This window comes from Brevundimonas sp. P2_A6 (assembly GCF_056404975.1).
Genome location: NZ_JBFUCZ010000003.1, coordinates 35,570 through 47,840, shown reverse-complemented (window position 1 = coordinate 47,840; position 12,271 = coordinate 35,570). Strand labels below are relative to the sequence as shown.

Sequence of the window (12,271 nt, the reverse complement as noted above, 5' to 3'; positions counted from 1 at the left end):
TATGGTGCCGACCCGAAAGGTCACGCCGCTGCCTCCCCGATCTGTCTTTTCCTATATGTGAAAAGTTCAGAAGAGTGAAATAGCCCATTGTTAGCCGACTCGCAACTCACCCCCGGGCCGCAGCCAGATCGGCCCCTTCGCGCAGGGCGGCGAGTTTCATCCAGCAGACGGCCGGGTCGATCTTTCCGTAGCCGGCGAAGGTGCCGAACCCGCAATCGGTGCTGGCGACGACCCGGTCCGCGCCGACGATGGCGGTGAACCGCTCGATGCGCTGGGCGATCAGCTCGGGGTGCTCCAGATAGTTGGAGCAGGTGTCGATCAGGCCGGGGGCCAGGATCTTGTCGTCCGGAACTCCTGCGTCGCGCCACACCGTCCACTCATGCTCGTGGCGCGGATTGGCCGCCTCGAACAGAATGGTCGCGGGCCGGGCGGCCAGGATGATCGACATGATCCGTTCCAGCGGGATGTCGTGGTTGTGCGGACCTTCGTAGTTGCCCCAGCAGATGTGCATCCGCATTTTCTCAGGGGCGATATTGGCCGTGGCGGCGTTCAGCGCCTCGACGTTCGCTTCGATGGTCTTCAGAAACCCCGCCTCGTCCATGTCCTGGTAGCCTGTGTGGCGCGACATCGCCAGGTCGGGACAGTCCAGCTGCAGCTCGAAGCCGGCATCGACGATGGCCTCGTATTCCGGCCGCATCGCGTCGGCCAGGTCGGCCAGATAGGCCTCATGGGTTGGGTAGAAGGCGTTGGCCTGGAAGGCGGTGATCAGACCAGGAGACGCCGAATTCATGAACGATCGCGTGCCGCCGCCATGGGCCTCCAGTGCGGTCCGGAAGCGGCGGATGTCGTCATGCAGCGGCTGCAGGTTCACCAGCTTCACTTCGCCGGTGCACGAGGCGCGCGTGAACTCCTGCGCCCCCATGATCCCCGCCAGCTTCTCGCGAAACTCGGGCAGGGGCGCGAGGTCCAGCGCCGGCTTCCTGGGGCTGTCGCCGCCGAACCCGGACAGCCGCTCGATGATGTAGGTCGAATAGCCGACCTTGCCGAGCTCGCCGTCGCTGACGATGGTGACGCCCGCCTCGACCTGCTTTTTGACCGCTTCGTTGACCGCCGTCTGGACCGATACGTCGAACGCGTCGGCGTCATAGGGTTCGCCGTGATCGCGGGCCAGCAGCAGGGGCGTCAGCTCGGGGCCGCGCGGCAGGCTGCCGACATGGGTCGTGGCGATCGTCGTGGCCATCAGTCGCTCCAGTAGAGGCGGGTCGGGTTGTCGATCAGCAGCTTTCGCTGAAGCTCTGCGGTCGGCGCGATCCGCGGGATGACGTCGACCAGGGCGCCGTCGTCGGGGATGCGACGTTCCATGTTCGGATGCGGCCAGTCGGTGCCCCACAGGCAGCGGTCGGGATAGGCCTCCACCAGGGGGCGGACGGCTGCGACGAAATCCTCCCACGGCGGATCCTGCGGCGACAGCCTGTCCGGACAGGTGGCCTTGAAGTGGATGTCGGCGCGGCTGTCGAGCAGGGCGCGGAAGGCCCGCATGTCCTCGCCGTCCGGCCCCTGGGTCACGTCCGGTCGGCCCATGTGATCGATGACGATGGGGACGGGCACGGCGTCCAGGAAGGGCCTCAGCTCGGCCAAAGTATCCGCCTCGAAATAGACGACGACGTGCCATCTGGCGGGCAGACGGGCGGCGACGTCCAGAAATTTGTCCTTGGGCGCATCATCGACCAACCGCTTCAGGAAGTTGAAGCGCACGCCGCGAATACCGCCCTCGTGCAGCGCCTGAAGGTCCGCGTCGCTGATATCGGGATCGACCACGGCCACGCCGCGCGCCTTGCCGTTCGACGCCGCGATGGCGTTCAGGGTCGCGCCGTTGTCCGTGCCGTGGCAACTGGCCTGGACGATGACGTTCCGGGAGAAGCCCAGCCGGTCGCGCAGGCTGAACAGTTGCTCCGGGCCCGCATCCTGCGGTTTGTATTTGGCCTTGGCGCTGAAGGGAAAGCGCTCGGCAGGGCCAAAGACATGGCAGTGGGCGTCGATCGCGCCCTCTGGCGGCTGAAAGCGGGGCACGGACGGGTCGAGCGTCCAGCTGCGGACGCGGCCGTCTGCATCGACGCTCATGCGAACACCTTTCCGTCCATCAGCTTCCGGGCCGTGCGCAGAAGGGCGGCGGAGACGACGGTGCCGGCCGGCTCTGTTTCGAGAACGCAGGTCATCTCGCCGGTCGGGTGCTCCACGGACAGGGTCTTTCGCGAGCCGGTGGGAACGATGGCCACCTGGGCGGCCGGCGAGCCGTCGAGCAGGCAGGCGGTGGCGACGCTGACCGCCCCCAGCACGCCGACGCTGGCATGGGCACGCTTGGGAATGAAGCTGCGCACGGTGACTGCGCCACCCTGACGCGGGGCGGCGACGAGCATTATCTTGGGCACCGAGCTGTCGGCGACGTCGCCCAGGTTCATCATCGGCCCGGCCTGCAGCCGGATGGCCTCGATCTTGGCTTTCAGCTCAGTCGCGGCATCGAGCGTGTCGCGGTCCTCGTAACCGGTCGCGCCCACCGCATCGGCCCGCATGACGACACAGGGCATGCCGTTGTCGATCAGGGTGCAGGCGACGCCGTCGATGACGTCCACGGTATTGCCGGTCGGGAGAAGGGCCCCGCACGACGATCCGGCAGTGTCCCTGAACTCAAGGGGGATGGCCGCGGCGGTGCCGGGCACGCCGTCGATCCTGACCTCGCCGTCATAGGTGACGATCCGGCCGGGTGTCGCCACCGTAGCGACGGCGATCTGGCCCGTGTTGGCCATGAAAATCGCGACCGGCGTTTCGTCGCCCGCCGCAGCGACCAGGCCGCGTTCGATCGCGAAGGGCCCGACTCCCGCCAGCATGTTTCCGCAGTTCTGGGCGTCGGTGACCGTCGGCTGATCGACGAAGACCTGCAGGAACAGATAGTCGACGTCGACGCCGTCGCGATCCGACCTGGACACCACCGCGACCTTGGACGTCAGCGGATCGGCCCCGCCCATGCCGTCGATCTGGCGCGGGTCGGGCGACCCCATGATCCGCAGCAGGAAGGCGTCGCGCGCGCTGACGTCGGCGGGCAGATCGTCGGCGAGAAAGAAGGCCCCCTTGGACGTCCCGCCGCGCATCCACATGCAGGCGACGCCCTTACTCATAGCGCAGGCCCATGGCCTCCAGCTTTCCGCGCATGTCATAGATGTCGAGGCCCAGCTCGCCAGCCGCCAGGCGCGCGCGCTTGGAGGTTTCATTCGCCTCGCGGGCACGACCGGCTTCCAGCACCTTGGCCGCATCCACCCGGCGCACGACACAGACGCCGTCGTCGTCCGCCACGATCACATCGCCCGCCTCGATCGCCGCCCCGGCACAGACGATCGGCACGTTCACCGACCCCAGCGTCGCCTTGATGGTCCCTTGCGCAAATACGGCCTTTGACCAGACCGGAAAGTTCATTTCCGTCAGGTCGCGCACGTCGCGCACGCCTGCATCGATCACCAGCCCCCGGCACCCCCGCGCCTGGGCGGATGTGGCCAGAAGGTCGCCGAAATACCCGTCCTCGCAGGGCGAGGTCGGAGCCAGGACAAGAATGTCGCCCGCCGACAACTGTTCGATCGCGACGTGCAGCATCCAGTTGTCGCCGGGCGGCGAGGAAATGGTCACGGCCGATCCCGCGATGCGCGCACCGGCATAGATCGGGCGCATGTGCGGGGCCAGCAGTCCGATGCGCCCCTGAGCCTCGTGCACCGTGGCGACGCCCAGAGCCGCGAGACCGTCGATGACCGCGGCATCCGCCCGTTCGATCTTTTGAACCACCCGACCGGCCATGCGCGTCTCCCTGCCTCGATCGCGGTGATGGAGAGGGGGCGGAAGAGGGGCAATTCGCATTTGTGTCCGACCGATAAGTTTTTACGATAGATGGTCATGGCCCTGTCCCCCTTCGATCTTAATCTTCGGCACCTGCGAGCCCTCGGCGTGGTGATCGCGCGCGGCGGGATGACCGCAGCTGCCGACGCGGTCGGTCTGTCCCAGCCCGCCCTGACCCAGGGGCTGGCCAAGCTGGAGGCGCGCCTGGGCGTTCGTCTGCTGATGCGTCAGCCAAATGGCGTTCGCGCCACCGAAGCCGGCCAGGTTCTGGCCGAGCGGACCGACCGGGCCTTCGTTCAACTGGCCGAAGCGGCGCGGCAGGCGGGTCGCAGCGGCTTTGCCCGGCCCGAACAGCTGGTCACCGCGACCCAGCTTCGCGCCTTTCTCGCCTTGGCCGACGCAGGCAGTTTCGTCGCGGCGTCGAGGGCGACGGGCCTGTCACAGCCCGGTTTGCACGCAGCGGTGCGCGACCTGGAGCAGATCTGTGCCGTGCCCATCGTCGAGCGACAGGGGCGAGGGGTCGTCCTGACAAAAGCAGGACGACGACTGGTGCGCGGCGCGCGGCTGGCGCGGGCCGAGCTGGCCGCCGCCCTCGTGGAGATCCTTCCCGGTGGGGGTGGCGACGCCAACCGCATTACGATCGGGGCTATGCCTCTGTCGCGCGCGATTCTGCTTCCCGAAGCTGTCGCAGGCATGGTGGCGACAGAGCCGGACTTCCAGATCGACATCGTCGACGGGGCCTGGCGCGAGCTCGTCGATCCACTGCGCGACGGGGTCGTCGACATCATGGTCGGTGCCCTGCGCGAGGAGACGCCCGTCGATCTGGTGCAGAGTCCTCTGCTGCAGGACCGTTTGATGGTCGTGGGCCGGGCCGGTCATCCGCTGGCGGGTGATCCTGCGCCGGACCGGGAAGCCCTGGCCCGTTACCCGTGGGTGATCGGCCGTCCCGGATCGCCGTTGCGCCTCCTGTGGCACGCCATGTTCGCGGGCGGACCGGTTCCGGCCGCACCGGTGGAGTGCGGTTCCGTCACCGCCATCCGGGGAATCCTGCGCCAGAGCGATCTGCTGACCCTGCTTTCGCACGATCAGGTCGCGCTGGAGATCGACGCGGGCGTGCTGGCACCCATCGGCCCGGCTCGTCTGGAGACGGTGCGAACGATAGGCGTAACCACGCGGATCGACTGGCGACCGACCCCCTCACAGGGTCGATTTCTGACCTTTCTTGAGACCGCGGCATCCGCATCGTTTCAGGAAATTGAATAGGCCGCGATCTCTATTGAATTGCCTGCCGCAACCTCCGCCACGATAGCTGCCGCTCCATGATGTCGTCCGTTTCAACTGTCGGGTTCGGCGAGGCCGCCTCGGCCTTCGCGCAGAGCTGGGTCGCCTCCGGCCTTGCCGTCCATGCCTACGACCGCAAGACCGACAAGCCGGAGACGCGCGTCGCCAAGCAGGCCGACTTCGAGCGCGTCGGTGTCCACGGCTGCGGCACAGCGGCCGATGCGGTTGCGAGCGCCGACCTCGTCGCCTGTCTCGTCACCGCCGACCAGGCGACGGCGGCGGCGCGCGAGGCGGCCATGACGATCGCGCCGGGGACCTTGTGGCTGGACATGAACAGCGTGGCCCCGGACACCAAGCGGACGGCTGCCCGCGTGATCGAGGCCGTGGGGGGCCGCTACGTCGATGTCGCCGTGCTGTCGCCGGTTCTGCCGAAGCGCCTTACCGCGCCCCTGATGGTCAGCGGGCCCCATTCGACCGAGGCGACCCGGCGACTGGCCGACCTGGGCTTTACAGACATCACGGTCGTTGATGGCGGCGTCGGTGCGGCGGCAGCGGTCAAGATGATTCGCTCGATCATGGTCAAGGGCATCGAGGCCCTGTCGGCCGAACTCGCCATCGCGGCCGACCGCGCGGGCGTGACCGAGGCCGTCGTCGCATCGCTCGACGCCAGCTGGCCGGGGGCCGATTGGGGGCACAGGCTGGACTACAATCTGGATCGCATGATGGTCCACGGGCTGCGTCGCGCGGCGGAGATGGAGGAGTCGGTCGCCACGCTCGATTCACTCGGCGTCGGATCGACCATGACGCGGGGCACGGTCGCCCTGCAGCAAAGCCTGGGCGCGCTCGGCATCGATCCGCCGGACGGACTGACAGCCAAGCTCGCGGCCCTCGCGCCGGTGCAGAAAGAGGCTGCGGCATGAGCCTGGTCATCGACTGCCACGGTCACTACACGACCGCCCCGCCGCAACATGACGCCTGGCGCGACGCGCAGAAGGCGGCGTATCGAAGCGGCGAGGCCGCGCCGCCGTATCCCGCAATCACCGACGACGAGATCCGCGAGACGATCGAGCAGAACCAGCTGAAGCTGCTGAAGGAGCGCGGGGCCGACCTGACGATCTTCAGCCCGCGCGCCTCGACCATGGCCCACCATGTCGGCGATGAGGCGGTCTCGCTGGAATGGGCACGGGTGTCGAACGACCTGATCGCGCGCGTCTGCGACCTGTATCCGGAGACCTTCGCCGGCGTCTGCATGCTGCCGCAGAGCCCCAAGGCGGACCTGACCGGTTCGATCGCCGAATTGCGTCGCTGCGTGACCGAACTGGGCTTCATCGGGTGCAACCTGAACCCCGATCCCGGTGGCGGGCATTTCACCGCCCCGCCCCTGACCGACCGGTTCTGGTATCCGTTCTATGAGGCGATGGTGGAACTGGACGTGCCGGCGATGATCCACGTTTCTGGATCGTGCAACCCGGGCCTGCATGCGACCGGGGCCTTCTACATCGCCGCCGACACCATCGCCTTCATGCAGTTGATCCAGGGCGACCTGTTCAAGGATTTCCCGACGCTGAGGCTGATCATTCCCCACGGCGGCGGGGCCGTGCCCTATCACTGGGGGCGCTACCGGGGTCTGGCCGATATGCTGAAGCAGCCGTCGCTCGATACCCACCTGATGAACAACGTCTTCTTCGACACCTGCGTCTATCACCAGCCGGGCGTGGACCTGCTGGCCCAGGTGATCGAGACCAAGAACATCCTGTTCGGGTCAGAGATGGTCGGTGCGGTGCGCGGAATCGATCCGCAGACCGGCCAGTATTTCGACGACACCAAACGCTACATCGACGCCGCTCCCATCACGGCCGAGCAGCGCCATGCCATCTTCGAGGGGAATGCGCGCCGCGTCTTTCCGCGCCTCGACGCCAAGCTGAAGGAGAGAGGGCTATGACCACCGCCCCGACCGACATCCATGCCTATCTGGCCGAGATGGACGACATTCCCGGCACCCTGGTGTTCACCGCAGCCCGCGCGCGTCAGGGGTATCACCTGAACCAGTTCGCCATGAGCCTGATGAAGGCCCCCAACCGAGAAGCCTTCAAGGCCGACGAGCGGGCCTATCTGGACCAGTGGCCAATGACCGAGGAGCAGAAGCAGGCGGTGCTGGATCGCGACTTCAACCGATGTCTGGCGCTGGGCGGCAATATCTATTTCCTGGCCAAGCTGTTCTCGACCGACGGCAAGAGCTTTGCCCAGGCGGTCTCGACCATGACCGACATGAGTTTCGAGGATTACACGGCAATGATGATCGCCGGCGGCCGCTCTCCCATCGGCCAGCGCTCGATCAAGGAGAAGACCTGATGGCCCGCATCACCGCAGGCGTGGCCTGCAGCCACATTCCCGCGCTCGGCGTCGCGGTCGATTTCGACAAGACCGAGGAAGCGTACTGGAAGCCCGCCTTCGCCGGGTTCGACTGGACCCGCGCGTGGGAGAAGGCCGAGAAGCCGGACGTGGTCATCCTGGTGTTCAACGACCATGCGACCGCGTTCGACATGAAGTTCATCCCGACCTTCGCTATCGGTTGCGCCGAAAGCTTCACCCCCGCCGACGAGGGCTGGGGACCGCGTCAGGTGCCCGTGGTCCAGGGGCATCCGGATCTGGCCTGGCACATAGCCCAGTCGTGTATCCTCGACGAGTTCGACATGACCATTATCAACGAGATGGAGGTCGACCACGGCCTGACGGTCCCGCTGTCGATGATGTTCGGCAAGGTCGACGCCTGGCCGTGCAAGGTCATTCCGCTGGCCGTCAACGTCGTCACCTATCCGCCCCCCTCGGGCAACCGCTGCTGGGCCCTTGGCGAGGCAATCGCCAAGGCCGTCGCCAGCTATCCCGAGGACCTCAACGTCCAGGTCTGGGGAACGGGCGGCATGAGCCACCAGCTGCAGGGACCGCGCGCCGGTCTGATCAACAAGGAATGGGACAACCGGTTCCTGGATCAGCTGGTCGGTTCGACCGACGCGCTCCGCCGCATCCCGCACATCGAATACCTGCGCGAGACCGGCTCCGAAGGCATCGAGATGGTCATGTGGCTGATCATGCGCGGGGCCATGGGCAAGACGACAGAGATGCTGCACCGGCATTATCACGTGCCGGCCTCGAACACGGCGGTCGGTCATATCGTGCTGCGGCCGGTCGCGGACAGTGACGCCGCCAATGCCAACGATGCAGAGGGCGTCGCCGCATGAAGATCGCACTGGCAGGAGCAGGGGCCTTTGGCGAAAAGCATCTGGATGCGCTGAAGCTGATCGACGGTGTCGAGGTCGTCAGCGTCGTCGGCCGCACGCTGGAGGCCACCCAGAAGGTCGCCGAGAAATACGGCATCGGGCACGCGACGACGGAGCTGGACGAGGCGCTGGCGATCCCGGGTCTCAACGCGGTCATTCTCGCTACGCCGACCCAGCTGCACGCGGCTCAGGCCCTCGCCTGTTTGAACGCGGGCAAGCACGTTCAGGTCGAGATCCCGCTGGCCGACAGTCTCGCCGACGCCGAGGCCGTCGCTGCCCGCGCCGCCGAGACCGGTCTGGTCGCCATGGTCGGTCACACGCGGCGGTTCAATCCCAGCCACCAGTGGGTGCACAACCGCATCAGGGCGGGTGAACTGAACATCCAGCAGATGGACGTCCAGACCTATTTCTTCCGCCGCCGGAACATCAACGCCAAGGGCGAGCCGCGCAGCTGGACCGACCACCTGCTGTGGCACCACGCGGCGCACACCGTCGATCTGTTCGCCTATCAGGCCGGGCCGATCGTGGAGGCCCACGCCATGCAGGGGCCGATGCATCCCGAGCTGGGCATCGCCATGGACATGTCGATCCAGCTGAAGGCCGAAAGCGGCGCGATCTGCACCCTGTCGCTCAGCTTCAACAACGACGGGCCGCTGGGCACCTTCTTCCGCTATATCGGCGACACCGGCACCTATCTGGCCCGCTACGACGACCTGTTCACCGGCAAGGAAGAACCCGTCGATCTGACCGGCGTGGCCGTGTCCTCGAATGGCATTGAACTGCAGGACCGCGAGTTCGTCGCCGCCATCCGGGAGGGCCGCGAACCGAACGCCAGCGTGGCCCAGGTCCTGCCCTGCTACCGCGTTCTGGGCGCGCTGGAGCGGCAGCTGGCGGGCCGATGAGGCAACGGCTGGTCGTTCTTTGACGCAGACGGCCGACGGCGCACCGAAACTGGGTCGGGGGCTGCTGCTTCTGATGTCGGTCGCCATCTGCGCGACGGCATCGAACCTCTATTACAATCAGCCGCTGCTGCCCCTGATCCGCCAGACCTTTCACCTGCAGGACGGGGTGGTCGGTCTGGTCCCGGCCGCGTCCCAGTTCGGCTATGCCCTGGCGATTCTGCTGATCTCTCCGCTGGGCGACACGATCCCGCGTCGCACGCTGATCGGCTATCTGTCCGTGATCCTGTCGCTGGCTCTTCTTGCGGTGGTGTTCGCGCCCAGCTTCTGGGTTTTGGTCGCGGCCTGTTTCGCCATCGGACTGGGCGGCAACATCACCCAGCAGTTGATCCCGTTCGGGGCCTCGCTGGCAAAGCCGGAAATGCGCGGCCAGGTCATCGGCACCCTGATGACGGGCCTGTCGATCGGTCTGCTGCTGTCGCGAACCATCAGCGGAAGCCTGGCCGAGTATTTCGGGTGGCGCGGCGTCTTCCTGGCCGCGGCGGGCGTGGCGGTGACGTTCGGCGTCCTGTTCCAGTTTGTCCTGCCGCGCAATACACCGACCGTGAGCCTACGCTATCCGGCTCTGATCGCCTCGATGCTCGGCCTGGTGAAACGCCATCCGCTTCTGCGAGAAAGCGCCCTGACCGGCGCGTTGTGGTTCGTCTCGTTCAATGCCCTGTGGGCCACTGTGGCGATCCATGTGACCGCACAGCCCTTCGTCTATAGCGTGCAGCAGGCGGGACTGTTCGGTCTGGTCGGGCTCGCGGGGATACTGGGTGCGAGGGTCTCCGGCCGGCTGGTCAAGCGGGTCGGCCCGCAACGGCTGATCACGGTCGCCCTGCTGCTGATCATCGCCGCCTTCGCGGTCCTGTTCGTCTGGGGCAACACCCTGGGCGGCATGATCGCGGGCGTCGTCCTGCTGGACCTCGGGGTGTTCGGGGCGCAGATTCCCAACCAGGTTCGCGTCTTCTCGATAGACCCTGACGCGCAGAGCCGCATCTACGCGGTCTATATGCTCAGCTACTACAGCGCGGCGGCCGTTGGATCCGCGCTGGGGGTCAAGGTTCTGAGTCTGGGCGGATGGTCGGGATTGTCCGTCATGGGCGGCGGTTTCGCGGTCGCGGCCTGCCTGCATCACCTCTGGCGCGGTCGCGGCCGGATTGCGGCGATCGGGGTCGAACAGGCGGACGCCTCGGCCAGGAACTAACCGCCCAAAGGCCCACGACCAGGACGGATTCCGCCCGGCCAATCCCGGGGCTGACGGAGTGGGGTTCGGCCATCGGCCGCAGACCTGATCGTTCACGAAGTGGACACCCTGCAAGGTGTGAGTGTCGAACGGCACAGTCGCCGGGCTTCCGCAATGACCGCCGATCGCTGCACTATCGGCGCTTTCCATGGGGCGCATATGGCCGACCACACAGTTGTTCGAATCGGATCCGGCGACGTGCGCGGATCGCGTCATGCATTCGGGTCGCGGTTCCTGGGGATCCCTTATGCGGCCGCCCCCATCGGCGATCTTCGTTTCGCGCCGCCCACGCCACACGCGCCCTGGGACGAGGTTCGTGACGCCATCGTGCATGGGCCGACCGCGCCCTATCAGCTAGCCGAATTCGATGCCCTCGATCTGGCGCCGCTGGTCGGCGAAGGCTGGATCCAGGGCGACGACTATCTGAACCTGAACATCTGGACGCCCGACGAGACGGCCTCGGGTCTGCCCGTGCTGGTGTTCATCCACGGCGGGGCCTGGACCGGCGGGTCGGGCGCGGCGCCCGTGCACGACGGCGCGGGCTTCGCGCGGGACGGCGTGGTCTGCGTCACCATCAACTATCGCCTCGGCATCGATGGCTTCCTGCCCATACCCGGCGTGCCGACGAACCTGGGACTGCGCGACATGATCGCGGCGTTGCAGTGGATTCGGCAGGAGATCGCGGCCTTCGGGGGCGATCCCGCGAACGTCACCGTGGCGGGGGAATCGGCCGGAGCCATGTCGATCGGCGATCTCGTCGTCTCGCCTCTGGCCAAGGGGCTGTTTCGGCGCGCGATCATCCAGAGCGGACACGGATCGATGGTCCGGTCGATCGCCACCAATCGCAAGGTGGTGAACAAGCTGGCCAGGATGCTGGGCGTGCCGGCGACCCGGGACGGTTTCCGCACCGTGTCGGCCCAGGCCGGGCTGGACGCGCTCGCCAAGGTTCAGATGCCGGCCGCCAAGCTGGACCTGCGCGACGCGCGGGGTCGGGAGCCGGCCTATGGGCTGAGCAAATTTCTTCCCGTCTTCGGCGACGATCTGATCCCGGTTCCACCGCTGCAGGCACTGGATCAGGGAGCGGGTGCCGAGATCGACGTGCTGATCGGCACCAATCTGGAAGAAATGAACATCTATCTCGTACCGACGGGCGTGAAGGCCAAGATCAACGGTCTCTTGGCCTGGTTCATCCTCGGCAAGGTCGAGCCCAGGGCAGGGCGAATGCTGAGGGCCTACAAACGCAGGAGCGAGAAGGCGGGGGAGCGCTTGGCTCGGGTCCTGACCGACCTCGTGTTCCGCTGGCCGGCACGGGTGTTCGCGGCGCGGCACAAGGGAAGGACGCATTTCTACGAGATGGGCTGGCGCTCGCCGGCGTTCCGCGGAGAGCTCGGGGCCTGTCACGCCGTGGAGATGCCGTTCGTGTTCGACACCCTGGCGACGGGGGCGGGCCCCAAGGGCTTCCTGGGCGAAAATCCGCCGCAGGATCTGGCCGACCGCATCCACGCGATCTGGGTGGACTACGCCCGCGACGGCTCGGCGCCGTGGCCGGAGTATGAATCGAACACGCGACAGGTCTATCGCCTGGACCTGGGCGAGGCGGTGCGCGATCCGGACATTCCCGCCGCCGACCTTTGGCGGGAATAGGG

12 protein-coding genes are annotated in these 12,271 nt (G+C 66.8%); 8 read left to right on the top strand and 4 right to left on the bottom strand.

Annotated features, from left to right (window positions below; genetic code table 11):
- Positions 1 to 106: 106 nt before the first annotated feature.
- Genes AC1DW4_RS09265 through ligK form a run of 4 tightly spaced genes read right to left on the bottom strand, consistent with a single transcriptional unit; the run spans position 107 to position 3,840 of the window.
- Complete coding sequence (locus tag AC1DW4_RS09265) at positions 107 to 1,240, bottom strand: cobalamin-independent methionine synthase II family protein (protein WP_477016975.1); 1,134 nt, start codon at positions 1,238 to 1,240, stop codon at positions 107 to 109.
- Positions 1,240 to 2,121 carry an amidohydrolase family protein gene (locus tag AC1DW4_RS09260; RefSeq protein WP_477016974.1) on the bottom strand — a complete coding sequence of 294 codons (882 nt, stop codon included), beginning with the start codon at positions 2,119 to 2,121 and terminating at the stop codon, positions 1,240 to 1,242. Before AC1DW4_RS09260 ends, AC1DW4_RS09265 begins: the two co-directional genes overlap by 1 nt.
- Complete coding sequence (locus AC1DW4_RS09255; RefSeq protein ID WP_477016973.1) at positions 2,118 to 3,173, bottom strand: 4-oxalomesaconate tautomerase; 1,056 nt, start codon at positions 3,171 to 3,173, stop codon at positions 2,118 to 2,120. Before AC1DW4_RS09255 ends, AC1DW4_RS09260 begins: the two co-directional genes overlap by 4 nt.
- Positions 3,166 to 3,840 carry a 4-carboxy-4-hydroxy-2-oxoadipate aldolase/oxaloacetate decarboxylase gene (gene ligK / locus AC1DW4_RS09250; protein WP_477016972.1) on the bottom strand — a complete coding sequence of 225 codons (675 nt, stop codon included), beginning with the start codon at positions 3,838 to 3,840 and terminating at the stop codon, positions 3,166 to 3,168. Before ligK ends, AC1DW4_RS09255 begins: the two co-directional genes overlap by 8 nt.
- Positions 3,841 to 3,936: 96 nt before the next feature.
- On the opposite strand from ligK, the gene AC1DW4_RS09245 reads away from it, so the two are divergent.
- From AC1DW4_RS09245 to AC1DW4_RS09210, 8 genes are all read left to right on the top strand, one after another.
- Entirely contained in the window at positions 3,937 to 5,142 is a 1,206-nt protein-coding gene (locus AC1DW4_RS09245; protein ID WP_477016971.1) for a LysR family transcriptional regulator, read from the top strand.
- A 56-nt stretch (positions 5,143 to 5,198) separates the two neighbouring features.
- The gene (locus AC1DW4_RS09240; protein ID WP_477016970.1) at positions 5,199 to 6,080 is read left to right on the top strand and encodes an NAD(P)-dependent oxidoreductase; all 882 of its coding nucleotides are present in this window, start codon (positions 5,199 to 5,201) and stop codon (positions 6,078 to 6,080) included.
- A complete protein-coding gene (locus tag AC1DW4_RS09235; RefSeq protein ID WP_477016969.1) occupies positions 6,077 to 7,102 on the top strand; it encodes an amidohydrolase family protein in 1,026 nt (341 codons plus the stop codon). Before AC1DW4_RS09240 ends, AC1DW4_RS09235 begins: the two co-directional genes overlap by 4 nt.
- The gene (gene ligA / locus AC1DW4_RS09230) at positions 7,099 to 7,512 is read left to right on the top strand and encodes a protocatechuate 4,5-dioxygenase subunit alpha (RefSeq protein ID WP_477016968.1); all 414 of its coding nucleotides are present in this window, start codon (positions 7,099 to 7,101) and stop codon (positions 7,510 to 7,512) included. The genes AC1DW4_RS09235 and ligA overlap by 4 nt, the downstream gene beginning before the upstream one ends.
- Entirely contained in the window at positions 7,512 to 8,399 is an 888-nt protein-coding gene (locus tag AC1DW4_RS09225; protein WP_477016967.1) for a class III extradiol dioxygenase subunit beta, read from the top strand. The genes ligA and AC1DW4_RS09225 overlap by 1 nt, the downstream gene beginning before the upstream one ends.
- Complete coding sequence (locus AC1DW4_RS09220) at positions 8,396 to 9,340, top strand: Gfo/Idh/MocA family oxidoreductase (RefSeq protein ID WP_477016966.1); 945 nt, start codon at positions 8,396 to 8,398, stop codon at positions 9,338 to 9,340. Before AC1DW4_RS09225 ends, AC1DW4_RS09220 begins: the two co-directional genes overlap by 4 nt.
- A gap of 19 nt (positions 9,341 to 9,359) precedes the next feature.
- Positions 9,360 to 10,586, top strand: a complete 1,227-nt coding sequence (locus AC1DW4_RS09215; RefSeq protein ID WP_477016965.1) for an MFS transporter — start codon at positions 9,360 to 9,362, stop codon at positions 10,584 to 10,586.
- Positions 10,587 to 10,784: 198 nt separating this feature from the next.
- Positions 10,785 to 12,269, top strand: a complete 1,485-nt coding sequence (locus AC1DW4_RS09210) for a carboxylesterase/lipase family protein (protein WP_477016964.1) — start codon at positions 10,785 to 10,787, stop codon at positions 12,267 to 12,269.
- Positions 12,270 to 12,271 lie beyond the last annotated feature (2 nt).

Coding starts and splice junctions, on each gene's coding strand:
- AC1DW4_RS09265 (WP_477016975.1), bottom strand. CDS start 1,240: ATGGCCACGACGATCGCCACGACCCATGTCGGCAGCCTGCCGCGCGGC.
- AC1DW4_RS09260 (WP_477016974.1), bottom strand. CDS start 2,121: ATGAGCGTCGATGCAGACGGCCGCGTCCGCAGCTGGACGCTCGACCCG.
- AC1DW4_RS09255 (WP_477016973.1), bottom strand. CDS start 3,173: ATGAGTAAGGGCGTCGCCTGCATGTGGATGCGCGGCGGGACGTCCAAG.
- ligK (WP_477016972.1), bottom strand. CDS start 3,840: ATGGCCGGTCGGGTGGTTCAAAAGATCGAACGGGCGGATGCCGCGGTC.
- AC1DW4_RS09245 (WP_477016971.1), top strand. CDS start 3,937: ATGGCCCTGTCCCCCTTCGATCTTAATCTTCGGCACCTGCGAGCCCTC.
- AC1DW4_RS09240 (WP_477016970.1), top strand. CDS start 5,199: ATGATGTCGTCCGTTTCAACTGTCGGGTTCGGCGAGGCCGCCTCGGCC.
- AC1DW4_RS09235 (WP_477016969.1), top strand. CDS start 6,077: ATGAGCCTGGTCATCGACTGCCACGGTCACTACACGACCGCCCCGCCG.
- ligA (WP_477016968.1), top strand. CDS start 7,099: ATGACCACCGCCCCGACCGACATCCATGCCTATCTGGCCGAGATGGAC.
- AC1DW4_RS09225 (WP_477016967.1), top strand. CDS start 7,512: ATGGCCCGCATCACCGCAGGCGTGGCCTGCAGCCACATTCCCGCGCTC.
- AC1DW4_RS09220 (WP_477016966.1), top strand. CDS start 8,396: ATGAAGATCGCACTGGCAGGAGCAGGGGCCTTTGGCGAAAAGCATCTG.
- AC1DW4_RS09210 (WP_477016964.1), top strand. CDS start 10,785: ATGGCCGACCACACAGTTGTTCGAATCGGATCCGGCGACGTGCGCGGA.